21 protein-coding genes are annotated in these 22,045 nt (G+C 58.5%); 14 read left to right on the top strand and 7 right to left on the bottom strand.

Annotated features, from left to right (window positions below):
* Positions 1-214 precede the first annotated feature (214 nt).
* The 6 genes from ACXAH8_RS15965 to nqrF are packed head-to-tail and all read left to right on the top strand — an operon-like array spanning position 215 to position 6,087.
* Positions 215-1,558: a Na(+)-translocating NADH-quinone reductase subunit A gene (locus ACXAH8_RS15965; protein WP_475219810.1), complete on the top strand. Its 1,344-nt coding sequence runs from the start codon at positions 215-217 to the stop codon at positions 1,556-1,558.
* Between the two features lie 5 nt (positions 1,559-1,563).
* Positions 1,564-2,772, top strand: a complete 1,209-nt coding sequence (locus ACXAH8_RS15960; RefSeq protein WP_170472437.1) for an NADH:ubiquinone reductase (Na(+)-transporting) subunit B — start codon at positions 1,564-1,566, stop codon at positions 2,770-2,772.
* Complete coding sequence (locus ACXAH8_RS15955) at positions 2,765-3,592, top strand: Na(+)-translocating NADH-quinone reductase subunit C (protein WP_170554954.1); 828 nt, start codon at positions 2,765-2,767, stop codon at positions 3,590-3,592. The genes ACXAH8_RS15960 and ACXAH8_RS15955 overlap by 8 nt, the downstream gene beginning before the upstream one ends.
* Positions 3,592-4,245, top strand: a complete 654-nt coding sequence (locus ACXAH8_RS15950) for an NADH:ubiquinone reductase (Na(+)-transporting) subunit D (protein ID WP_152460184.1) — start codon at positions 3,592-3,594, stop codon at positions 4,243-4,245. The genes ACXAH8_RS15955 and ACXAH8_RS15950 overlap by 1 nt, the downstream gene beginning before the upstream one ends.
* Positions 4,245-4,853 carry an NADH:ubiquinone reductase (Na(+)-transporting) subunit E gene (nqrE, locus tag ACXAH8_RS15945; RefSeq protein ID WP_170377273.1) on the top strand — a complete coding sequence of 203 codons (609 nt, stop codon included), beginning with the start codon at positions 4,245-4,247 and terminating at the stop codon, positions 4,851-4,853. Before ACXAH8_RS15950 ends, nqrE begins: the two co-directional genes overlap by 1 nt.
* Before the next feature lie 10 nt (positions 4,854-4,863).
* Positions 4,864-6,087: an NADH:ubiquinone reductase (Na(+)-transporting) subunit F gene (gene nqrF / locus ACXAH8_RS15940; RefSeq protein ID WP_425085315.1), complete on the top strand. Its 1,224-nt coding sequence runs from the start codon at positions 4,864-4,866 to the stop codon at positions 6,085-6,087.
* 57 nt (positions 6,088-6,144) lie between these two features.
* On the opposite strand, the gene tviB is transcribed toward nqrF, so the two are convergent.
* Positions 6,145-7,428: a Vi polysaccharide biosynthesis UDP-N-acetylglucosamine C-6 dehydrogenase TviB gene (gene tviB / locus ACXAH8_RS15935; RefSeq protein ID WP_475219809.1), complete on the bottom strand. Its 1,284-nt coding sequence runs from the start codon at positions 7,426-7,428 to the stop codon at positions 6,145-6,147.
* A 15-nt stretch (positions 7,429-7,443) separates the two neighbouring features.
* Complete coding sequence (locus tag ACXAH8_RS15930; RefSeq protein WP_475219808.1) at positions 7,444-8,457, bottom strand: SDR family NAD(P)-dependent oxidoreductase; 1,014 nt, start codon at positions 8,455-8,457, stop codon at positions 7,444-7,446.
* A 125-nt stretch (positions 8,458-8,582) separates the two neighbouring features.
* Here ACXAH8_RS15930 and ACXAH8_RS15925 point away from each other — a divergent pair, with 125 nt between their 5' ends.
* Positions 8,583-9,326 carry a metallophosphoesterase gene (locus ACXAH8_RS15925; RefSeq protein WP_475219807.1) on the top strand — a complete coding sequence of 248 codons (744 nt, stop codon included), beginning with the start codon at positions 8,583-8,585 and terminating at the stop codon, positions 9,324-9,326.
* A 43-nt stretch (positions 9,327-9,369) separates the two neighbouring features.
* Here the strand turns inward: ACXAH8_RS15925 and ACXAH8_RS15920 are convergent, their stop codons facing one another.
* Entirely contained in the window at positions 9,370-9,894 is a 525-nt protein-coding gene (locus ACXAH8_RS15920; RefSeq protein WP_170472451.1) for a CBS domain-containing protein, read from the bottom strand.
* A gap of 112 nt (positions 9,895-10,006) precedes the next feature.
* Here ACXAH8_RS15920 and ACXAH8_RS15915 point away from each other — a divergent pair, with 112 nt between their 5' ends.
* The 4 genes from ACXAH8_RS15915 (at position 10,007) to ACXAH8_RS15900 (ending at position 13,270) form a co-directional block, all read left to right on the top strand.
* Entirely contained in the window at positions 10,007-10,192 is a 186-nt protein-coding gene (locus ACXAH8_RS15915) for a hypothetical protein (RefSeq protein WP_475219806.1), read from the top strand.
* Between the two features lie 66 nt (positions 10,193-10,258).
* Positions 10,259-11,284, top strand: coding sequence for an FAD:protein FMN transferase (locus ACXAH8_RS15910; protein ID WP_475219805.1), 1,026 nt, complete (start codon positions 10,259-10,261; stop codon positions 11,282-11,284).
* A 15-nt stretch (positions 11,285-11,299) separates the two neighbouring features.
* On the top strand, positions 11,300-11,536 hold the full coding sequence (nqrM, locus tag ACXAH8_RS15905) for a (Na+)-NQR maturation NqrM (protein WP_475219804.1): 237 nt from the start codon (positions 11,300-11,302) through the stop codon (positions 11,534-11,536).
* A 93-nt stretch (positions 11,537-11,629) separates the two neighbouring features.
* Complete coding sequence (locus ACXAH8_RS15900) at positions 11,630-13,270, top strand: sulfatase-like hydrolase/transferase (protein WP_475219884.1); 1,641 nt, start codon at positions 11,630-11,632, stop codon at positions 13,268-13,270.
* On the opposite strand, the gene ACXAH8_RS15895 is transcribed toward ACXAH8_RS15900, so the two are convergent.
* Together ACXAH8_RS15895 and ACXAH8_RS15890 are read right to left on the bottom strand one after the other, a co-directional pair.
* Positions 13,267-14,688 (bottom strand): pyridoxal phosphate-dependent decarboxylase family protein, encoded by a 1,422-nt coding sequence (locus ACXAH8_RS15895; protein WP_475219803.1) that lies wholly within the window; start codon positions 14,686-14,688, stop codon positions 13,267-13,269. The genes ACXAH8_RS15900 and ACXAH8_RS15895 overlap by 4 nt on opposite strands.
* 3 nt (positions 14,689-14,691) lie before the next feature.
* The gene (locus ACXAH8_RS15890; RefSeq protein WP_475219802.1) at positions 14,692-15,825 is read right to left on the bottom strand and encodes a DUF819 family protein; all 1,134 of its coding nucleotides are present in this window, start codon (positions 15,823-15,825) and stop codon (positions 14,692-14,694) included.
* 213 nt (positions 15,826-16,038) lie between these two features.
* Between ACXAH8_RS15890 and gpmI the strand changes: the two genes are divergently transcribed.
* From gpmI to ACXAH8_RS15875, 3 genes are read left to right on the top strand one after another with little or no spacing between them, the layout of a single operon-like run.
* Positions 16,039-17,553 (top strand): 2,3-bisphosphoglycerate-independent phosphoglycerate mutase, encoded by a 1,515-nt coding sequence (gene gpmI / locus ACXAH8_RS15885; RefSeq protein ID WP_475219801.1) that lies wholly within the window; start codon positions 16,039-16,041, stop codon positions 17,551-17,553.
* Positions 17,550-18,680, top strand: coding sequence for a murein hydrolase activator EnvC family protein (locus tag ACXAH8_RS15880; RefSeq protein WP_475219800.1), 1,131 nt, complete (start codon positions 17,550-17,552; stop codon positions 18,678-18,680). The genes gpmI and ACXAH8_RS15880 overlap by 4 nt, the downstream gene beginning before the upstream one ends.
* Before the next feature lie 6 nt (positions 18,681-18,686).
* Positions 18,687-20,024: a S41 family peptidase gene (locus tag ACXAH8_RS15875; RefSeq protein ID WP_170463085.1), complete on the top strand. Its 1,338-nt coding sequence runs from the start codon at positions 18,687-18,689 to the stop codon at positions 20,022-20,024.
* Between the two features lie 47 nt (positions 20,025-20,071).
* Here the strand turns inward: ACXAH8_RS15875 and ACXAH8_RS15870 are convergent, their stop codons facing one another.
* Positions 20,072-21,598, bottom strand: coding sequence for an MFS transporter (locus tag ACXAH8_RS15870; RefSeq protein WP_475219799.1), 1,527 nt, complete (start codon positions 21,596-21,598; stop codon positions 20,072-20,074).
* Positions 21,599-21,675: 77 nt separating this feature from the next.
* Entirely contained in the window at positions 21,676-22,035 is a 360-nt protein-coding gene (locus ACXAH8_RS15865; protein ID WP_475219798.1) for a hypothetical protein, read from the bottom strand.
* Positions 22,036-22,045: the final 10 nt, after the last annotated feature.

The raw sequence follows: 22,045 nt of genomic DNA, 5'->3' as shown, positions 1-22,045 counted from the left end.
ACAAAGTGACAAACAATAGATAATTTCGAGCCTAACGGGTTTGCGTTTCTGGTCGTCGGCGCGTAAAGGACCGACATCAGACACACGCCTGCGGATTCCGACCAGCAAATAGCTCTTTGCGAGCCGGTCGGTTTATCATCCGCGCTATCAGATGCCTCTTCTAATTGGGCGATGATAGCTGGCGCAGGAGAGAGGCTTGGAAGACAGTAGCGAGATGCAAACTTTCAAACTGAAAAAAGGGCTGGAATTGCCGATCGAGGGTGCCCCGGATCAAACGATCCAGCCAGGGCCGGAATTCAGCCAGGTTGCGGCTTTGGGCGGCGACTATTTGGGGTTGAAACCCCGTATGCTGGTTCAGGAAGGCGATGAGGTGCAGCGTGGCGCTCCGCTGTTCTGCCACAAGGACGTCCCCGAGGCGATGATGGTTGCCCCGATGAGCGGCAAGGTCATTCAAATCAACCGGGGTGCGCGCCGCGTTTTGCAGAGCGTTGTGATCGAAATCTCCGACCCGAATGACGCGGGCGTTGATTTCTCGGGCGTGGGCAATGGCGACACGGCCGAGGGCGTGGCAGAGAAACTCTGCGCGGCGGGTCTTTGGACTGCGTTCCGCACACGGCCCTATTCGAAAATGCCGTCCCCAGGCACCAAACCGGCAGCAATTTTTGTTACCGCGATGGACAGCGAGCCGCTGGCCGCTGATGCCGCCGTGATCATCGCCGATGCAGGGGAAGCTTTTGCCGCCGGTCTGGCGGCGGTTGCCAAGCTGTCGGATGGCAAGACCTACCTGTGCCACAAGGACGGCGAGGCAATCCCCGGCGCAGACGTAGCCGGAGTGGAAGCCGCGGCCTTCGCAGGTCCACACCCTGCCGGTCTGGCGGGTACTCACATCCACTTCCTGGAGCCGCTCGCCGGCGACAAACAGGTTTGGACCATCGGATATCAGGATGTTATCGCAATTGGCCGCCTGATGCAGTCCGGCCATCTGGACCCGAATATCGTGATCGCTTTGTCCGGGCCTGGCGCACGTCAGCCGCGTTTGATCCGCACCGCAATGGGTGCCTCGATCGATGAATTGACCAAGGATGAGATCAACGTGGACGGGACACCCCGGATTATTTCGGGCTCGGTTCTGTCGGGTACTCAGGCCGAGGGGCCGACGGCCTATCTGGGCCGGTTCGCGCGTCAGATCACCATCATCCGGGAAGACCACGATCAGATTCCGATGGGCTGGATCCGCCCGATGCCCTCGAAATACTCGTTCCAACCGGTTCTGGGTTCGGCCTTGTCCAACAAACTGTTTAATCTGACCAGCAACCTCAACGGTGGCCGTCGCGCGATGGTGCCGACAGGTGTGTTCGAACGGCTAATGCCGCAGGATTACCTGCCCACGCAGCTGCTGCGGGCCTTGCTGGTGATGGACACCGATACCGCTCAGGCACTGGGTGCACTGGAGCTGGACGAAGAGGATCTGGGCCTTGTCGGCTTTGCCTGTCCGGCGAAATATGAATATGGGCTGGCGCTTCGCGACTGCCTCGCCAAGATTGAAAAGGAGGGCTGATCCAAATGGGTTTGCGCAGCTTCTTTGATCGGATCGAGCCAAACTTTACTAAGGGTGGCAAGTACGAGAAGTACTTCCCCATCTACGAGATGGTGGAAAGCTTCATCTACACTCCGAAAACTGTAACCACCGCCGCGCCGCATGCGCGGTCGTATATCGACATGAAGCGGATCATGACCTACGTCGTGATCGCGACGATCCCCTGTATCCTGTGGGGGATGTACAATACCGGCTATCAGGCGAACTCGGCCATTGCGCTGCTGGGGCCTGAATCGGCGACCGGATGGCGGATTGCTCTGCTGCAGATGTTTGGTATCTCGCTGGACCCCTCCAGCGTCTTTGCCAACGTGATGCACGGGCTCACTTATTTCCTTCCGATCTACATCGTGACGCTTGTCGCGGGTGGTATCTTTGAGGTCATTTTTGCCACCGTGCGGGGCCACGAAGTAAACGAAGGTTTCCTCGTTACTTCAATGCTTTACACGCTGATTATGCCTGCAACCGCGCCTCTTTGGCAGGTAGCGTTGGGCATCATCTTCGGCGTTGTAATCGGGAAAGAAGTCTTCGGCGGCACCGGCAAGAACTTCCTGAACCCGGCTCTGGTCGGTCGTGCGTTTCTGTACTTTGCATACCCGGCGAGCATGTCCGGTGACACAGTCTGGACGCCGGTTGACGGCTTCTCGGGCGCAACCGCGCTGTCCGTCTCGGCGTCGCAGGGCTTTCAGGCTCTGGCCGCTGACGGCATCACCTGGTGGAACGCGTTCTTCGGCTCGATCCAAGGCAGTTTCGGTGAGACTTCGACCCTTGCCTGTATGATCGGTCTGGCCTTCCTGCTGGCCACTCGGATCGCCAACTACCGCCTGATTGTAGGCTGTTTGGCTGGCACGATTGGCTTTACCCTGCTGCTAAACCTGATCGGTTCGGACACAAACCCAATGTTCGCGATGCCTTGGTACTGGCATGTGGTCATTGGTGGGTATGCCTTCGGTCTGGCCTTCATGGTGACCGAGCCTGTTTCGGCCAGCCACACCAACATGGGTCGCTACATCTATGGCGCGCTGATCGGTATCATGGTTGTGATGATCCGTGTCATCAACCCGGCTTTCCCCGAAGGCATGATGCTGGCCATTCTGTTCGGCAACGTCTTTGCTCCGCTGATCGACTACTTCGTCGTCCAAGCCAACATCAAACGGAGGGCGCGTCGCCATGTCTGATACGCAATCCCCAGATCAAAACGAGGCACCTAAAGGCGCAATTGCCAAGTTTCTGGCAGCCTCGCCGGACTCTGTCGGCAAGACGATCATCATCGCGGTTGCTGTCTGTCTGGTCGCCTCGATGGTCGTGTCCGCGGCCGCTGTTAGCTTGCGCCCGGTGCAGGAGACCAACCGCCTGAAGGACAAGCAGGTCAACGTTTTGCAGGTGGCGGGCGTTTATGAGCCCGGCATCGACGTGACCGAAGCCTTCGCCGCGTTTGAACCTCATGTGCTTGAACTGGCGACAGGCGAGTTTGTCGATGATCAGTTTGATCCGGCCACGTTCGACGATATCGCAGCCGCCAGCGACCCTGAACTGAGCGTCGCGCTGGATGATGACCCGGCGGGCATTGGCCGCAAGTCGAACTATCGCGTGATCTACCTGCTGCGCGATGATGCAGGTGCCTTGGATAAGGTTATCCTACCGCTGCATGGCTACGGTCTTTGGTCTACACTCTATGGCTTTATCGCTTTGGAGAACAACGGCAACGACATTTATGGCCTGCAGTTCTATCAGCACGGTGAAACCCCCGGCCTTGGGGCTGAGGTGGACAACCCACGCTGGAAGGCGCTGTGGAATGGCAAGAAGCTGCGTGACGATAATGGTGATCTGCAAATCACCGTGTCGAAATCCCAGCCCGCCGCCGGACCCGACTTCTATATCGACGCGCTCGCGGGGGCGACCCTGACCTCGGTGGGTGTCGATAACCTGGTGAAATTCTGGATGGGCGATGCGGGCTACGCACCGTTTCTGGCCAAACTGCAAGCAGGAGAGCTCTGATGTCCCAGACCAAGAAAGAGATGCTGGTCGACCCGCTTGTCGACAACAACCCGATTACCTTGCAGGTGCTGGGCATCTGTTCGGCGCTGGCGGTGACCTCGTCGCTGCAGGTGTCGATGGTGATGGCGTTGGCGGTGATCTTCGTGACCTCGTTCTCGTCCTTCTTCATCTCTTGCCTGCGCAACCAAATCCCCGGCTCGATCCGGATCATCGTGCAGATGGTGATCATCGCTTCGCTGGTGATCCTGGTGGACCAGATCCTCAAGGCTTATGCGTTTGAGATCTCGAAAACTCTGTCGGTTTTCGTCGGCCTGATCATCACCAACTGTATCGTGATGGGCCGCGCCGAGGCTTTTGCGATGAAGAACCCTCCGGTTGCGTCCTTTATCGACGGCATGGGCAACGGCATGGGCTACGGCCTGATCCTGCTGCTGGTCGGCTTCATTCGTGAGCTGTTCGGTGCCGGGTCGCTGTTCGGTGTCACCATTCTGGAGACCGTCAACAACGGCGGCTGGTACGTGCCCAACGGCATGCTGCTGCTGCCCCCGTCGGCGTTCTTCATCATCGGTCTGATCATCTGGGCCTTCCGCACATGGAAGCCGAACCAGGTGGAAGAGCGTGAATACAAAATTCAGCAGGTAGAGGCCCACTGATGGAAGGTCTGATCTCACTGGCCGTAAAGGCCATCTTTGTCGAAAACCTTGCGCTCAGCTTCTTTCTGGGGATGTGTACCTTCATCGCCGTGTCGAAGAAGATCTCAACCGCGCTGGGTCTGGGGATTTCGGTCATGGTCGTGCAGGCCATCACTGTTCCTGCCAACAACCTGCTGCTGAACTACCTGCTGAAACCGGGTGCGTTGTCCTGGGCCGGGTTCCCCAATGTTGACCTGACCTTCCTTGGCCTGATCTCGTATATCGGCGTGATCGCGGCGATGGTTCAGATCCTCGAGATGGTTTTGGACAAGTACTTCCCGCCGCTCTACAACGCGCTGGGGATCTTCCTGCCGCTGATCACGGTGAACTGCGCCATCCTGGGTGGTTCGCTGTTCATGGTTGAGCGGGACTACAACTTTGCCGAGGCGACCACTTATGGCCTTTCTTCGGGCTTTGGTTGGGCACTGGCCATCACCGCAATGGCGGGCGTTCGTGAAAAGCTGAAATACTCGGACATTCCCGACGGCCTGCAAGGTCTGGGGATCACCTTCATCACCGCGGGTCTGATGGCGATGGCCTTCATGTCCTTCTCGGGCGTGAAACTGTAAGGAGGGCAGAATGGAAACTTTTGGTTTAGGCGTTGCCCTTTTCACAGTAATCGTCATCGCGCTGGTGACGATCATTCTGGCGGCCCGTTCGAAACTGGTCTCGACCGGTGATGTGAACATTACCATCAACGGCGAAAAGACCATCTCGGTCCCCGCGGGTGGCAAACTGCTGCAGACTTTGGCGGCCGAGAAGCTCTTCGTTCCGTCTGCCTGTGGTGGCGGTGGTACCTGCGCGCAGTGTCGGGTGAAAGTGCATTCCGGTGGCGGGTCGATCCTGCCGACCGAGGAAAGCCACATCACCAAGCGTGAAGCGGCCTGTGGCGACCGTCTGTCCTGTCAGGTTGCGGTCAAGCAGGACATGGACATCGAAGTCCCCGAGGAAGTCTTTGGCGTCAAGAAATGGGAATGCACCGTTCGCTCGAACGAGAACGTGGCGACTTTCATCAAGGCTCTGACCCTGGACCTGCCCGAAGGCGAGGACGTGAACTTCCGCGCTGGTGGCTACATCCAGATTGAAGCTCCCGCGCACCAGTTGAAATACACCGATTTCGACGTAGAAGAGGAATATCGCGAGGACTGGGATCGCTTCAATCTGTGGCAGTACGAGTCTATCGTCGCAGAACCGATTGAGCGTGCGTATTCCATGGCGAACTATCCGGACGAAAAGGGCATGATCATGCTGAACGTCCGTGTTGCCTCGCCTCCTCCGGGTTCCGATGGCATCCCTCCGGGTCAAATGTCGTCATACATCTTCAACCTGAAACCGGGTGATAAGGTCACCATCTCGGGTCCGTTCGGTGAGTTCTTCGCCCGCGAAACCCAAAAAGAGATGGTCTTCATCGGCGGTGGCGCGGGCATGGCCCCCATGCGCAGCCACATCTTCGACCAGCTCAAGCGTCTTGAGAACCGTGATCGCAAGATCAGCTTCTGGTACGGTGCGCGGTCGAAGAAAGAGATGTTCTTTGTCGAGGATTTCGACCAATTGGCCGAAGAGTTCGACAATTTCGATTGGCACGTCGCCTTGTCGGATGCGCAGCCCGAGGACGATTGGAAGGGCTATACCGGCTTCATCCACAACGTTCTGTTCGAGGAATACCTCAAGAACCACCCCGCGCCTGAAGATTGCGAGTTCTACATGTGTGGTCCTCCAATCATGAACCAGTCGGTCATCAACATGCTGCTGGATTTGGGTGTGGACCGCGAAGACATCATGCTCGACGATTTCGGCGGGTAAGAGACAAAAAAGCCGGCGCAACATGCGCCGGCTTTTTTTGGTGGTCTCCAGACCGCATCAGAGCCTCAAGTCACTCGCGTCCCTTGGCAGGCAGGACTTGATGTCGAATACCACGCTGGTGGGTTTGCCGTAAGCTCGGAACGTTGACGGATCAGCGTCTTTGTATTCCCGATGCGCGACGGCCAGAACGACTGCATCATAAGTTCCGTCCTGAGGGGAACTTGAAAGCGAGAGGCCGTATTCAGCCTCGGCTGCGGCGGGATCGGCATGGGGATCGTGGACGTCGACGCTGATGCCATAGCTCTGCAATTCCTCAATGATATCAACGACGCGTGTGTTCCGCAGGTCGGGGCAGTTTTCCTTGAAGGTCAGGCCGAGAACCAGAACGCGTGCTGCACCGACATTGATGCCGTTGCGGGTCATGCGTTTGACCAGTTGAGACACAACATAACTGCCCATCCGATCGTTCAGCCGCCGCCCGGCCAGAATGATCTGAGGGTGATGGCCCACGGCTTCGGCTTTGTGGGTCAGATAGTAGGGGTCCACGCCTATGCAGTGCCCCCCTACCAGACCGGGGCGGAAGGGTAGGAAGTTCCACTTGGTCCCCGCGGCGCGCAAGACGGCCTCGGTGTCGATCTCCATCCGCCCGAAGATCATCGCCAGTTCATTCACCAGCGCGATGTTCAGGTCGCGCTGGGTGTTTTCGATCACCTTTGCAGCCTCAGCCACGCGGATACTTTCAGCTTTGTGCGTTCCCGCTGTGATGATCCGCGCATAAAGCGCATCGACGAGATCCGCCACCTGCGGGGTCGAGCCCGAGGTCACCTTGCAGATATCCGCGATCCGATGGGTCTTGTCGCCGGGATTGATCCGTTCCGGGCTGTAGCCGGCAAAGAAATCAGTGTTGAAACTCAAGCCAGACGTGCGTTCCAGCACTGGCACGCAGTCTTCCTCAGTCGCGCCGGGATAGACGGTGGATTCGTAGATTACCAGATCGCCGGGTTTGAGGACCATTCCCACGGTTTCCGAGGCCGCAAGCAGAGGCGACAAATCAGGTTGTTTGCCTTCGGTGATTGGGGTGGGCACCGTGACGATGAAGGTGTCGCACGCCGCAAGGTCGGACGCTTGCGTGGTGAAACTCAGACCCGATGCGGTGGCAAGGTCTTCGGGCTCGACCTCTTGCGTTGCGTCCTTGCCATTGCGCAAGGCGTCGATACGTGCGGCATTGATATCAAACCCGATCACGGGGCCGATTTTGCCAAAGGCAACTGCCAGCGGCAGGCCGACATAGCCCAACCCAATCACGGCGATTTTGCGGGCGTCAGGATTGGTTTCCAGCATTCCGGTCTAAGCCCTTTACTTGCCGTGATAGTCGCGGAACCACGCGACAAACTGCGCGATCCCGTCTTTGAAATTAGTTTCCGGGCGGTATCCTGTCAGGCGTTGCAACAGGTCAGTATTGGCCCATGTGGCTGGGACGTCGCCCATTTGCATGGGCATGTAGTTGCGGATGGCCTTTTTCCCGACTGCCGCTTCGATGGCCTCGATGAAATCCATCAGGCGCACCTTGTCACCATTGCCGATATTGACGACGCGGTACGGCGCGACGGGGGACAGGCTGTCGCCGTCCTCGACCTCATCCGCGCTGGCGGGCCGCACCGGAGGCACGTCGATCAGCAAACGGATGCCTCGGACCAGATCCTCGACATTGGTAAAGTCGCGATACATGTCGCCGTGGTTGTAGATATCAATCGGGCGGTCTTCGAGGATCGCGTCTACGAACTTGTACAGAGCCAAATCGGGCCGTCCCCAGGTGCCATAGACCGTAAAGAACCGGAACATGGTGGTCGGCAGGTCCCAAAGATGGGCATAGGAGTGCGCCATCGCCTCATTGGCTTTCTTGGTGGCCGAATAGATCGTCAGCTGCGTGTCGGCTTTTTCGACCTCGGTAAAGGGCATGTCCTCATTGGCGCCATAGACCGAAGAGGTCGATGCCATCAGAAGGTGCTGAACCTTGTGCTGACGCGCGACCTCCATCACGTTGAACGTGCCGACAACGTTCGAGTTGATGTAGCTGCGCGGCTCTTCAAGGCTGTAGCGCACACCGGCCTGTGCGGCGAGATGGATGATCACCTCGGGCTGAAACTCATCCGCGACCTGCATCAGCCGTTCATGGTTTTCCAGCATGTCTTCAGTGGTGGTAAAGCCGGGATTTTGCAGCAACATCTGATGGCGGCGTTGCTTGAGGGCGACGTCGTAATAGTCGGTCATCCCGTCATAGCCATGCACACGGAACCCTTCGGACAGCAACAGCTTCGCCAGGTGAAAGCCGATAAATCCGGCCGTGCCCGTGATCAAAACCCGCTTCATACATCCCTCACGCTTCGGCGACCCCTTTGCAATGTCTATCAAGGTTGCGCGCCCATTGGTCAACCGCCCGTTTCCGGACCGATTGCCGATTGTCCGTCGCAGCCGGTCAGAGTAGAGGTCTTTGCATGGTGACGGGCTGGATAAAAGGGCTACTTGGACCGGGCGGAATGCGCGGCGCGGATGTGTCGGGCATTAGGCCCGATGCGCGTTTCGTTGCGGTCGGAGATATTCACGGGCGTTTGGACCTGTTGCAAGCCCTGCTGCCGAAGCTCGACGAGAGCCTGCCCTGGGTGTTTGTCGGCGACTATGTCGACCGGGGAGACTACAGCGCGCAGGTATTGCGGCAGTTGAAACATCTGAGTTTGACCTCGAACGGGCGCGTAACCTGCCTGCTGGGCAATCACGAAGAGATGTTACTGCGGTTTCTTGAGGACCCGTTCGGCATTGGCCCGCTGTGGATGAACAACGGGGGCGTCCAGACGCTGGCCTCCTTTGGCATTAAGGATGTCGACGCCGATAGGGGCGATCTGGCAGAGCGTTTGCGCATTGCCATGGGGCATGAGCTTGTGGACTGGCTGTCGGAGCGCCCGTTGATGTGGACCAGCGGCAATGTCTCGGTCGTTCATGCCGCTCTGGACCCTCGGGCATCAGCGGAAAAACAGGACCGGAAAACCTGTCTTTGGGGCCATCCCAAGTTCCGACAGCAGCCGCGTCGGGATGGTCAATGGGTGGTGCATGGACACACGATCATGGATCAGGCCGAGGTTCGGGACGGGGTCATTTCGATCGACACCGGCGCTTTCGCGACCAACTGCCTGACCGCTGCTGAGTTGTACCCCGGAGGGGTGTCGTTTACGGCAACAGCTTAGGTCGCCTGGCCCGAGGCGAAAGACCGCCGCGGGCCGGGTTGCTTTAGCCAACGATCATCTGCTTCATGCGAAGCGCTTCGTATTCCAGTTCTTTCAAACGGAAATGCACGACGTCACCGATGGTGATCATACCGCACAAAAGTCCATCACGGACAACTGGCATGTGGCGGAACCGGCCTTCGGTCATGGTTTTCAAAACCGCATTCAGCGTATCGTCGGGCGAGCAGCTCTGAACCTCTTTGGTCATCAGATCCTCGACCGATTGCGGCAGGGTCTGGCCGGGAGTGTCAGCCATACGGCGCACGATGTCACGCTCGGACAGGATGCCCTGAAGCGCTCCGTTCTGATCGGTCACCAGAACGGCACCGATGTGTTTTTCCTTGAGAATATTCACCACCGTGTGGATCGTCTCGTTCGGACGTACCGAGAACACCGCGTCGCCTTTCCCCTCAAGCAGTTTCGCCACGGTCGTCTGCGACTGCGACAGGTTCGATCCTGTCGACTGGCTGTAGGTGGACTTGTCCTGCTTGTCGCCGCGTGTGGGGGCCTGGTATGAGGTTGGGGCCATGGGCAATCTCCTTTTTGGTTCTTGCAAAGTCTTTCCCTTTCACCTTAGCGCAGCTAAATGGCCTGTATAGGGTGCAAATGCCCGCATCGGCGAAAACCCGGAGTCCAAGCCTGTGAGTGACATCTATCTGACACCCCCCATTGCTGCGCTGATTTTCTTTGTTGTGGTGGTCTGCGGCCATAATTTTCGCATGGCGTGGAAACAGCAGCCGGACGGGTGGCAGAAGCGGGCGTGGCTGTTCGGACTTCCAGCTGGGATCGGCCTTTTGATGTTGGGCTTTTTGCCGCTGAAGCTGTGAAGCCGGTTTGACTCTGATCGGGGTGGCTGGCATATGCCGGGCACTGCTTTTCCCGGAGACTGATCCATGCGTCTACTGCCTGCGCTGGCCCTTGCAATCCTTTTGACTGGTTGTCTGTTCGACAAGGAACCCGATGTGGTGCGCCTGTCGGGTGAGACCATGGGCACGACCTTCAATGTCACTGCGATTGGCGAGAATCTCGACGAAACCGCGCTGGCTGCATCGGTCGAGGAGACTCTGGCCGCAGTCAACGCCAAGATGTCGAACTGGGATCCGAATTCCGAGGTTTCCACCTTTTCGGCGTCCACCAGCACCGACCCTGTTGCTGTCTCCGAGGAATTCGCGCTGGTTCTGGCCGCCGCAAATGACGTTCATAACAAAACCGATGGAGCCTTTGACGTCACACTCGGCCCGTTGATCGAACTTTGGGGCTTTGGCCCGCGCAAGCCCGAAGACCCTGTGCCGTCGGATGCTGATATCGAGGCCGCGCTGGCAGGCGTTGGACAAAATCGGCTTTTGACGCTGGATGCTGAGGCAGGAACGCTGGCAAAATCCGAACCTGGCGTTGGGATCAATCTGTCGGCCATCGCCAAGGGCTATGGCATTGACGCTGTCGCCGAGACCCTGCGGGACGCAAGCATCGAAAACTATCTGGTCGAGATCGGCGGTGATCTGGTCTCAAAAGGCCAGAACGACAAGGGCGAAACGTGGCAGATCGGGATCGAAAAGCCTCAGGCCGGGTCCCAGAGCCTGCAGCTGATCGTGTCGCTGGACGATCGCGGTATGGCCAGCTCGGGCGACTACAAGAACTACTTTGAACGGGACGGCGTGCGCTATTCGCATATCATCGACCCCACAACCGGGCGTCCGATCACGCATCGCACGACCTCGGTCACGGTTCTGGCGGAAAACGCCATGATGGCGGATGCCTGGGCGACTGCAATGCTGGCGCTTGGTCAGGAAAAGGGTATGCAACTGGCCGAAGAGCATAAACTTGCCGTGTATTTCATCTCGCGGGATGTGACAGGCGGCGATGATGCCTATATAACCTCGCACAGCAGCGCGTTCAAAGACGCACTGGGCACCAACTGATTGGTAGGAACCGAGATGAGCACCTTCATTCTGGCCTTTATTCTTCTGTCTCTGGTCATGGTCGGCATGTCGCTGGGCGTGATGTTGATGGGCAAAACCATCAAGGGCAGCTGCGGCGGTCTGAACGCGATCTCGGGCGCGGATAAATGCGTGGTCTGCCAAAAGGACATCGACCGCGACAGCCCTCTGCGGGATCAGCTGCAATGCAAACGCGCCAAGAAGATGCTGGAGCAGATGGAGCGTCAGGCCTAATCAACATTTGCGCTGCCCTTCGGGAATTGGCTAGATAGCCTCCGGACCAGACCGGAGGCGCATGTGGCCAAAGCCAAGAATATCCTGTTCATCATGTTCGACCAGCTGCGCTGGGATTACCTGAGCTGCTACGGGCACCCGCATCTTCACACACCGAATATCGACCGTCTGGCGGCACGGGGTGTGCGATTTAATCGCGCCTATATCCAATCGCCGATCTGTGGCAGTTCGCGCATGTCGACCTATACGGGTCGGTATGTGCATTCGCATGGTGCCTCGTGGAACGGGATCCCGTTGAAAGTCGGCGAGATGACCATGGGAGACCACCTGCGCAAGGCAGGGATGGAATGTTGGCTGGTTGGCAAAACCCATATGCGCGCGGATGCAGAGGGCATGGCGCGGCTCGGCCTTGAACCAGACAGCCTGATTGGCGCCCGCGTGGCAGAATGCGGTTTCGATGTCTTCGAGCGCGATGACGGAATGCGCCCTGAAGGGCCGGACGGGTTTTATGACCCCGATGGGGCCAAGGCCTACAATGAGTATCTGCGCGACAAAGGCTATGAAAGCGACAACCCTTGGCATGACTTTGCAAATTCCGGGTTGGACGCAGATGGCAATGTTCTGTCTGGCTGGTTCCTGAAGAACTCCTCGGAGGCTGCGAACATTGCCGAAGAAGACAGCGAGACTCCCTATCTGACCGGGCGCGGGATCGAATTCATGGAGACCCATGACGCCCCATGGTGCTGTCACCTGAGCTTCATCAAACCGCACTGGCCCTACATCGTGCCCGAACCTTACGCGTCGATGTACGGGCCGGAGCACGTGCTGCCGGTAGTGCGATCCGACGAGGAACGCCAGAACGCGCACCCGGTGTTGAAAGCGTTCATGGAGACCAAAATCGGTGAGACATTCTCGCGCCAGGATGTGCGTGAGGCGGTGATCCCGGCCTATATGGGCCTAATCAAGCAGGCCGATGATCAGATGGGCCGGTTGTTTGACTGGATGGAGCGGACTGGCCGGATGGACGATACGATGATCGTTCTGACCTCGGATCACGGGGATTTTCTGGGCGACCATTGGATGGGCGAGAAAACGTTCTTCCACGATACCTCGACCAAAATGCCGCTGACTATCTACGATCCCTCGTCCGAGGCCGACGCGACCCGAGGCACAGTGAGCGAAGCGCTGGTCGAATCCATTGATCTTGCTCCGACATTCGTCGAAGTGGCCGGAGGCGACGTCTCAAATCATATCCTCGAAGGTCATTCCCTGTTGCCGATCCTGCATGGACAGGCACAGGACCTGCCTCGGGATGTGGTGATCTGCGAATACGACTATTCGGCGTCGCCAATTGCCGAGCGGATGAAAGCCTCTGTCCGCGATGCGGTGATGTTCATGGTCGCCAACAAACGTTGGAAGCTGATCCATTGTGAGGGTGGGCACCGTCCGATTCTGTTCGATCTGGAAAACGACCCGGAGGAGTTGGTTGATCTGGGCGACAGCGAAGATCATGCTGAAGTGATCGGTGAAATGTATGACCACCTGTTCGCCTGGGCACGCCGCCCGTCACAGCGCACGACGCGGTCTGAACAGCAACTGATCGAGATGCGAACCAAAAGCCGGGGCAGGGGGATCGTGTTGGGGATCTACGACGAAAATGACATGCCGCTGGACCTGACGGTCAAATACCGAAACCGGAAAGCCAAGCCGTACAAGAGTTTTCTGAAGGACTAACTGCGCCGCGCTTTCCACTGAACATATCGGGCCATGCCGCGTTCCAGCAGGTTCGGGGTCTTGCCGTCATCCAGATGCAAATCTCCGCCACCGGCCCGGTACATTTCGGCAAACACATCCAGCACCTTGGATTTCACCATTCCGCGCAGCGGGACATGGGCCATCATGCCATAGGTCGCGGCCCCTCCGGTTTTTGCAAGCCCGGGATTGGCGCGAACGGTCGCGACCGCCTGGGCGAGATCGCTCAGGTATTCATCGGTGACATGCCGGTGTTTGGCAGTGACCATGCAATGGATGCCATCGGGGTTCTGAACGCGGTTGATGCTCCAACCGGCGCGCTCCAGCTGATCGGCAACGGCATAGATGTTCAGGTGCGGGTCGGTTGAGCCATAGGCCAGCAGCGGCCCCTGTGGGTTCCCCAGAATGCGCAGGCCGTCTATCGCCGCTATTCCGGCCTTCAGTGTCTCGACCGCTTCGGTCGTTTTTTTCGCCAACCGGCAGTAGCCGTCCTCACCGAGTTTCTGCATCACAGCCCAGGCGGCGGCATAGGCTCCGCCCGGTCTGGTACCCAGCAAGGCGGGTGAGGCAAAAACCCCTCCGGGCCAATCCTGACAGACGAACATCTGGTGCTTCAACAGGTCGAGATTGCGATAGATGATGGTCGATGCCCCCTTAGCCGCATAGCCGTATTTGTGCAGATCGGCCGAGATGGACGTCACCCCCGGTACCCTGAAATCCCAATCGGGCAGCTCAACGCCGTTCCGCTCCATGAAGGGCAGGATCAGCCCGCCGACGCAGGCGTCGATATGCAAGGGGATGCCTTTGGACTGCGCGTTTGCACCCATCTCGGCGATCGGATCAATCGTCCCATGTGGGTATTCTGGTGCCGACCCGAGGATCATCACCGTACCTGCATCAATCATCCTCGCAAGCTTGGAGATGTCAGTGGCATAGTCCGTCGTCATCGGCAAAAGGCGCGCCTTGACGCCGAAATATTCCGCCGCCTTGAACCATGCGACATGCGCGGTCTTGGGCAGGATCATGTTCGGGCGGGTTACCTTGCGCTTTTTGCGCGCCATGTCCCGGTAGGTTTTGACCGCCATCAGGCAGCTCTCGGTGCCGCCCGCAGTGACCACGCCACAGGTGTCCGGTCCGCCGTTCAGCAGCCCAGCCATGGTTGAGATGATCTGCGTCTCCATCCGCTTGAGGCTTTGGAACGCGGCCGGGTTCAATCCGTTGGCCGAGGAGAACGCGCCATAGGCCTTGGCTGTGAAGGCGTCGTGGTCATCGTCCAGATGATACACAAGGCTCCACGTCCGGCCCTCGCGGTAATTCGGGTCGTTTTCGGCAAAGGTTTTTAACTGGTCCAGGATCTCGCCCTCGGGGCGGCCTGTCTCTGGCAATTTCTGATGATGCATATCCTATCCTTTTCCGGCCAGAAGCAGCGCCAGTGAAATGCCCAGATAGTTCCCGATGGCAAAGCCAAGAATGCCGGTTGCCATGCCCGACATCAAGATCGCAGGGTTGCGCAAGCTGCGCGCGACCATGGGCACAAAGGCAGGCGACATAACGGCAGCGACGGAGGTGATCAGGAATGTATCCCGGTCGACCCCGGCGGTGCGTGCAAGCAGTGCGTGCAGACCGAAGCTGCCGAAGGTGGCGATCAGCACAAAGCCAAGAATTGACAGATCCATGTCGCGCAACTCGGTCAGATCCATTGACGCCGCAACGCTGAATGAAAACACGTAAAGCAGGTACATGCCCATATGAGGTGCGGCCCGGTTTTTGCGCAAAGACGGTGTGACCGAACCAAGCAGACCCAGTGACGTTAGAAGAACCACGGTCATGACTTGCGATGGCGCAAAGCTGAACATAGGGGTCAGTAGCACCGCTGCGGCCACGCAAAATGCACTAACCAGAAAAGCGACAACCCCCTGTCGGAGCATATTCGGCGCGTTGGCCTCGTCCACGTCGGGCGCCTGTGTGTCGCGGTCACCCGGGAAGGGCTTCAGAAAGCGGGCAAAAACCAACGGGGCCAGCGTCAGTACAAACAGCAAATATCCCGCGCCAACTACCGTATCGACGGTTGCAAATAGCAGATATCGGCTCTCAGGGATATCCCGCGCCAGTTTGATCGCACCCATATTCGCAAGGCCGCCCGTGTACATCCCCACAGCCATACCGGACAGCTGCTCACTCTGCGCTGTACCGCCTGTTTGAAACGCAAAGAAAAGGCCCGTCGCAACAAGCGTGACCGAGACAACGGCCAGCGCCATCGACAAAAGCGCAGAACCTGCGATCCGCCCCCAAGCCCCAAGGTCGACCCCAAACAGCAGTAAAGGCAGGGCCAGTCCCAAACTGGCCTCCATGACCCCGTCACGGACCTGACCAGCCGCGTCGGGTTGCAGACCAGACAGCCCCAGCGCCAATCCGGCCATATAGCACAGCACAATCGGCCCCAGCCGCCCGGCCAAAGTCGAATGCTGCGCAAGCAGCATCATCGCGGCGGGCGCTAAAAGGTAGACCAGTGCGAAGACTGCAATCTCTAGCTGCATAGGTTCCCTCTCCCTGAAGGTGAGACTAGGCAGCACCGCGCGGTTCGCACAAGATAGTCTGACGTAAGGTTCACGTTCCTTTCGGGTAGGGAAATCCGGGTGTCGGGGTCGGTTTACGAAACGATTAATTCTGCGCCGATGGGCGCAAAGGCGGTTCACCCCAAAGCGGTCAGACGATAGAAGGTTCGCCAAGAGCAGTTACCGGAGACCAAAATGGCCGCGCCCAAACCCGTAGTCCTGTGCATTCTTGATGGTTGGGGATTGTCCGAAGACACTCAGGCCAACGCGCCGCACTTGGCCAATACGCCGACATTCGATGCGATCATGCAAGGCCCGCATGCCACACTGATCACCCATGGCCCGGATGTAGGCTTGCCAAGCGGTCAGATGGGAAATTCCGAGGTTGGGCACACCAATATCGGCGCAGGTCGAGTGGTAGCGATGGATTTGGGCCAGATTGATCTGGCGATCGAGGATGGCTCATTTTTTGACAACGCTGCACTGCAGGCGTTCATTGCTAAGGTGAAAGCCACGGGCGGGACGGCGCATCTGATGGGGCTGGCCTCGGACGGGGGTGTCCATGGGCATGTGAACCATATCGTTGCAGCGGCCAAAGCGATCACGGATGCCAGCGTTCCGGTGGCTCTGCATGCAGTGACCGACGGGCGCGATGTCGCTCCGAAATCGGCTTTCACCTACATCTCCGAGCTTGAGGAACGTCTGCCCGAAGGCGCGCGTATCGTCACCGTCTGCGGGCGTTACTTCGCCATGGACCGCGACAATCGGTGGGAGCGCGTCAGCCAAGCCTACAACGCCATGATCAAAGGTCAGGGCCGAGCCGGCAACTCGGCGCATGGAGCGGTTGACTACGCTTACAACCAATCCGAAACGGATGAGTTCATTGTGCCGACCGTGCTGGAAGGCTATGATGGCGTCAAAGATGGTGACGGGTTTGTCTGTCTGAACTTCCGCGCCGATCGGGCGCGGGAAATTCTGCGCGCGATTGCCGAACCGGGTTTTGACGATTTCGAAACCGGCACACGTCCAGCGCTGTCTGCTTTACTTGGCATGGTTGAATACTCCGACGGCCACAATGCCTATATGACGACGGTGTTCCCCAAGCGGGCCATCGTGAACACTCTGGGCGAGTGGGTGGCCAAACAGGGTTTGCGTCAGTTCCGTCTGGCCGAAACCGAGAAATACCCCCATGTCACCTTCTTCCTGAATGGCGGCAAGGAGGTCCCCGAAGCTGGCGAAGATCGCTTCATGCCCAAATCGCCCAAAGTGGCCACCTATGATCTACAGCCCGAGATGTCCTCGGCCGAGGTGACGGACAAATTCGTTGAGGCCATCGAGGCGGGCTATGATCTGATTGTCACCAACTATGCCAACCCCGATATGGTCGGTCATACCGGAGACCTGGGCGCCGCAATCAAAGCCTGCGAGGCCGTGGATCAAGGTCTGGCCCGCGTGGTTTCTGCCCTGGAAAAAGCCGGGGGGGCGATGATCGTCACCGCCGATCACGGCAATTGCGAAGTGATGGTGGACCCGGAGACAGGTGGCCCACACACCGCGCACACGCTGAATCCGGTACCGGTGGCTTTGGTTGGTGGGCCTGAGGGGGCGGCGCTCCGTACCGGGCGTTTGTCGGACCTTGCGCCTACCTTGCTGGCCCTGATGAACCTGCCCAAACCGCCTGAGATGACTGGGGAAAGCTTGCTGTCATGAAGGTTCTGGCCGCAGCCTTGGCGGTGGTCTTGTATGGCCCGGCAGAGGCGCAGAGCACTCCGTCTCAGGCGGCACTAGCGGCAGCCGAGATGTTGGAACAGGCGTCAATTTCGCTGTCCGATGCAGAAAGCGCGCGCGACCGCGTACGCGCTCTGACCGAGACGATCCAAGCTTACGAGGCCGGGTTGTCCGCCATGCGGGACGGGTTGCGCATGGCCGCCACGCGCGAGGCGCAGCTGTCGGCCGAGCTGCGCGCACGGGAACAGGATGTCGCGCAGTTGCTGGGTGTATTGCAGACCATAGAAACGACCGCCCCGCCGGTGCTGATGTTGCACCCTTCGGGCCCCTTGGGGGCTGCGCGGGCCGGGATGATGCTGTCCGAGGTAACACCGGGCCTGAATGCCAAGGCGCAGGCTTTGGCACAGGATTTGCAAGAGGTCCAGACCTTGCGCCTGTTGCAGCAGGATGCGGCGGAAACCCTGACAGAAGGTCTGACCGGGGTGCAGTCCGCCCGGACCCGCCTGAGCGAAGCCATCGCGGACCGCACCGGGTTGCCGCAGCGCTTTGTCGAGGACCCGATCAAAACGGCAATCCTGATCTCTTCGACCGAAACACTCGATGGGTTTGCTACAGGCCTGTCGGAAATCTCGGAAGGGGAGATCGCGGAAAGCGACGACTCTATTCAAAGCCGCAAAGGCGACTTGCCACTACCGGTCCAGGGCGTTCTATTGCACCGGGCCGGGGAAACAGACGCAGCAGGCGTAACGCGGCCAGGGCTCGTGCTTGGTGCGCGCCCGCGTGCCTTAGTGACAACGCCCACGGCGGCCACAATTCGCTACCGGGGGCCGCTTCTGGACCTTGGCAATCTGATCATTCTTGAGCCTCAGCCCGGCCTTCTGTTTGTCTTTTCGGGCTTGCAGGAAGTCTACGGAGACATAGGTCAAGTGATACCAGAGGGCACTCCGGTCGGTTTGATGCCCGGTGAAACGCCGGAAATCGGTGCTATTTTGTCAACTCGTAGTGATGGCACTGGAACTGACCGGTCAGAAACGCTCTATATAGAGGTCAGAGAAGATAACAGCCCCGTGGACCCCGAGTCGTGGTTTCGGACCAGCAAGGATGGATAAACGAGTATGAAGAAATTTGTGATGGCCGGACTGGCCGGAACGGTTGCAGGCATCATTGCAACAACTCAGATCGCAGGACCCCTGCTGGCGCAGGAGGCCGAGAGCAAGGCCGATGTTTATCAGCAACTCGACCTGTTTGGTGACATTTTCGAACGCATCCGTGCGCAATATGTAGAAGAGGTTGAGCCGGAAGAGCTGATCGAGGCCGCGATTGACGGCATGCTGACTTCACTTGATCCGCATTCCAGCTACCTGTCGCCTGACGACGCCGAACAGATGCGCGTCCAGACTAGGGGTGAGTTTGGTGGGCTTGGTATCGAGGTCACGCAAGAGGAAGGCTTTGTCAAAGTCGTCTCTCCGATCGACGACACGCCCGCCGATGAAGCCGGGATCGAGGCCGGAGATTTCATCACCCATGTGGATGGCGAAAGCATTCTGGGCCTGACGCTGGATAAGGCGGTTGAGCTGATGCGCGGCCCTGTCGGCTCGGAAATCGTGATCACCGTTGTTCGTGAAGGTGAGCCTGATCCGTTCGATGTGACCATCATTCGTGACACGATCAAACTGACTGCCGTACGCGCTCGGACCGAGGGCACCAGCGTTGTCATGCGTGTGACCACGTTCAACGATCAGACCTTCCCGAACCTGCAGGCCGGAATGGAAGAGCAGATCGAGGAAGCGGGCGGGATCGACAAGGTCAACGGCTTTGTGCTTGACCTGCGCAACAATCCCGGCGGCCTGCTGACACAGGCGATCAAGGTCTCGGATGCGTTCCTGAACGAAGGTGAGATCGTCTCGACCCGGGGACGTGACCCCCAGGACGGCGAGCGGTTCAACGCGACCCCCGGTGATCTGGCCGAAGGCAAGCCGATTGTGGTGCTGATCAATGGTGGATCGGCGTCCGCATCGGAAATCGTGGCCGGTGCCCTGCAAGACCATCGTCGTGCGATTGTTGTTGGCACCAAGAGCTTTGGTAAAGGCTCGGTGCAGACGGTGATGCCGCTGCGCGGTGACGGTGCGATGCGTCTGACCACCTCGCGGTACTACACGCCGTCTGGCCGCTCGATCCAGGCGTTGGGTGTCAGCCCGGACATTATCGTGGAACAACCGCGCCCGGCTCCGGCAACCGAAGAAGAGGATGATCGTCCGGCACGCTCGGAAGCGGATCTGCGCGGCAGTCTGAACAATGACAGCCTCAGCGAGGATGAAATCCGTCAGATCGAAGAAGATCGCGCCAAAGCTGAAGCCACGGCTGAGCTGCGGGAAGAGGATTACCAGTTGGCTTATGCAATCGACATCCTCAAAGGTCTGTCGGCGTTCAATCCTGACGGCCCGTCTCAGTAAAATCGAGTCTCAGTAAAATCCAAAGGGTCGCGCCAGGCGCGGCCCTTTCAACTTTCGATCTTGTGCAGCTTGGCTTCATCTAGCATCAGCGCCAGAAGAATGCCCAACGAGACCGAAATCGTGGAAAAGATGAAGGCCATACTCATGCCGCTGTCAAAGGCGGTCGTCAGGGCGGATTTGACAGTATCGACCTGATCCGCGTTCAGCTTTGCCATCACCGCATGTGCAGAGTCGGTGCTGAGGGAACCGCCGTTGATCGCCCGTTGCTCGGCTTCGGTCAGATCAATGCCGGCAGCGGCAAGCTTGTCCCGCAGGGTAGACAGCGATACCGCATACATGATGGCCGTCGCACAGGCGACCGAGATTGCCCCGTAGACCAGATGTGTCATGAAGCTGAGGCCACCTACCAGCCCGGCGCGTTCAGGTTTGACCGCGCAGACCGCGGCGGTCCCGGACGGCCCGACCGTTAGGGTCGCGCCCAGACCAATCATCGCCATACCCGGCAGGATATGGAAGTAGCCCAAACTGCTGGGTAGGATCACGATACTGGCCGATCCGACAGCCGCCAGAACATAGCCCCAAAACAGCAGGCGTTTAGGCCCGAAATCATTGTAGAGCGTGCCGGAGACGATCGACCCCACCGCCAACAGGATAGTCAGAGGGGCCAGCCCAAGCGCCGATTGGAAAGTCGTCCAGCCCAGCACCTTTTGCATGTATTGCGGAAAGTACAACAACGCGACGAAGGCGGCTGAGACGTTGAACATATTAAGGCCAAGCGTGATCAGAAACTCTCTATTCTGCATTAATTGCGGCAGCAGGAGCGGCTCCTTCACCCGCTTTTCAACGCGCGGAAACAGCAGGAACAGAACGGCGCTGACAAAGAACAGCAGCAAGAGCGGGATCGACGACCAACCCCAATCAGCCCCCACATCCAGCCCGTAGAGCAGAAGAAGCACAGCAAAGGACAGGATACCCATCCCGGCAAAGTCGATATGCTCGCCCTGTTTGTGCTGGGTCTCCCGCTCCATCAAAATCAAGGCGGTGGCCATTGAGAGGCAGGAGAACACCACATTGGCGAGGAAGAAATACCGCCATTCGCCGAAACTGACGGCAAGTCCGCTGATCATTGGGCCAAATACATTGCCCGTGGTCACGCCCGCCAGGATCAGACCCATGACAAGCGCGCGGTGTTCCTGTTTGGAGACTTTGGTGGCCCCAAAGGCCAAGGTGCAGGGCCAGACGCATCCTGCACCAATGCCTTGCAAGGCACGCGCGCCGATCAGGAAATCGAGGCCGGGGGCGAAGAAGCACATCACCGAGGCAAACAGAAAGATCGACAGGCCGATGATCATCACTCTGCGGTGTCCGTACATGTCGCCCAAGCGCCCTCCGGCGACCATGGTCATGGCGAAGAACAGTGCGTAAATGTTCAGAACCCACTGGGTGCTGGTGATATCGCTGTCAAAGCTGCTTTCGATTGACGGAACCAGCATCAGGGCCCCGGTGAAGTCGATGCCGATGCCAAATGCGGTCACCATCAAGGCAATGACTTTGATGATACTTTTGCGATCCATGGCGGCTTCCGGAGTGTTGCGGCTGCCTCAATGATGCATGTAAATGACGAAAAAGATAGGAAAACCCGGGTAGTGGCTCAGCTCGGGTCCCGGCAAATTCTGCGAAAAGCTCGCTTGAGCATGTCAAGCTCACCGCGCAATAGCTCGACTTCGGCGCGTAGGTCGTCGGCGGTAGGTTCGCCCGCGATCACCGTGAAATCACCGAGTTTCTTGGCCGTTGAGCGCTCGGATATGACAAAGCAATGGACCCCGTCCGACAGAGCTGCGATCGGCACCGGGATGGTCACGGACCAGCCGTCCTCGACATCCGAGAGTGTAACACCTTCGACGTCCTCACCCCGGTACAGCACCTGAATATCCGGCTGGGTCTGGGTGCGCAGATGTCCTTGCCAAATTCCGTTCTCAAACCGGGTCCGGGTCAGTAGAGGCTCAGTCATTCCCTAGGAC

The sequence above is a fragment of the Ruegeria sp. ABV3_008 genome, assembly GCF_056161185.1.
The sequence above is the reverse complement of the archived record's forward strand: the minus strand, read 5'-3'. Positions and strand labels throughout refer to the sequence as shown.

What these genes read in the sequence shown, in the direction of transcription:
- ACXAH8_RS15965 (WP_475219810.1), top strand. Translation starts at nt 215, where the DNA reads ATGCAAACTTTCAAACTGAAAAAAGGGCTGGAATTGCCGATCGAGGGT.
- ACXAH8_RS15960 (WP_170472437.1), top strand. Translation starts at nt 1,564, where the DNA reads ATGGGTTTGCGCAGCTTCTTTGATCGGATCGAGCCAAACTTTACTAAG.
- ACXAH8_RS15955 (WP_170554954.1), top strand. Translation starts at nt 2,765, where the DNA reads ATGTCTGATACGCAATCCCCAGATCAAAACGAGGCACCTAAAGGCGCA.
- ACXAH8_RS15950 (WP_152460184.1), top strand. Translation starts at nt 3,592, where the DNA reads ATGTCCCAGACCAAGAAAGAGATGCTGGTCGACCCGCTTGTCGACAAC.
- nqrE (WP_170377273.1), top strand. Translation starts at nt 4,245, where the DNA reads ATGGAAGGTCTGATCTCACTGGCCGTAAAGGCCATCTTTGTCGAAAAC.
- nqrF (WP_425085315.1), top strand. Translation starts at nt 4,864, where the DNA reads ATGGAAACTTTTGGTTTAGGCGTTGCCCTTTTCACAGTAATCGTCATC.
- tviB (WP_475219809.1), bottom strand. Translation starts at nt 7,428, where the DNA reads ATGCTGGAAACCAATCCTGACGCCCGCAAAATCGCCGTGATTGGGTTG.
- ACXAH8_RS15930 (WP_475219808.1), bottom strand. Translation starts at nt 8,457, where the DNA reads ATGAAGCGGGTTTTGATCACGGGCACGGCCGGATTTATCGGCTTTCAC.
- ACXAH8_RS15925 (WP_475219807.1), top strand. Translation starts at nt 8,583, where the DNA reads ATGGTGACGGGCTGGATAAAAGGGCTACTTGGACCGGGCGGAATGCGC.
- ACXAH8_RS15920 (WP_170472451.1), bottom strand. Translation starts at nt 9,894, where the DNA reads ATGGCCCCAACCTCATACCAGGCCCCCACACGCGGCGACAAGCAGGAC.
- ACXAH8_RS15910 (WP_475219805.1), top strand. Translation starts at nt 10,259, where the DNA reads ATGCGTCTACTGCCTGCGCTGGCCCTTGCAATCCTTTTGACTGGTTGT.
- nqrM (WP_475219804.1), top strand. Translation starts at nt 11,300, where the DNA reads ATGAGCACCTTCATTCTGGCCTTTATTCTTCTGTCTCTGGTCATGGTC.
- ACXAH8_RS15900 (WP_475219884.1), top strand. Translation starts at nt 11,630, where the DNA reads ATGTTCGACCAGCTGCGCTGGGATTACCTGAGCTGCTACGGGCACCCG.
- ACXAH8_RS15895 (WP_475219803.1), bottom strand. Translation starts at nt 14,688, where the DNA reads ATGCATCATCAGAAATTGCCAGAGACAGGCCGCCCCGAGGGCGAGATC.
- ACXAH8_RS15890 (WP_475219802.1), bottom strand. Translation starts at nt 15,825, where the DNA reads ATGCAGCTAGAGATTGCAGTCTTCGCACTGGTCTACCTTTTAGCGCCC.
- gpmI (WP_475219801.1), top strand. Translation starts at nt 16,039, where the DNA reads ATGGCCGCGCCCAAACCCGTAGTCCTGTGCATTCTTGATGGTTGGGGA.
- ACXAH8_RS15880 (WP_475219800.1), top strand. Translation starts at nt 17,550, where the DNA reads ATGAAGGTTCTGGCCGCAGCCTTGGCGGTGGTCTTGTATGGCCCGGCA.
- ACXAH8_RS15875 (WP_170463085.1), top strand. Translation starts at nt 18,687, where the DNA reads ATGAAGAAATTTGTGATGGCCGGACTGGCCGGAACGGTTGCAGGCATC.
- ACXAH8_RS15870 (WP_475219799.1), bottom strand. Translation starts at nt 21,598, where the DNA reads ATGGATCGCAAAAGTATCATCAAAGTCATTGCCTTGATGGTGACCGCA.
- ACXAH8_RS15865 (WP_475219798.1), bottom strand. Translation starts at nt 22,035, where the DNA reads ATGACTGAGCCTCTACTGACCCGGACCCGGTTTGAGAACGGAATTTGG.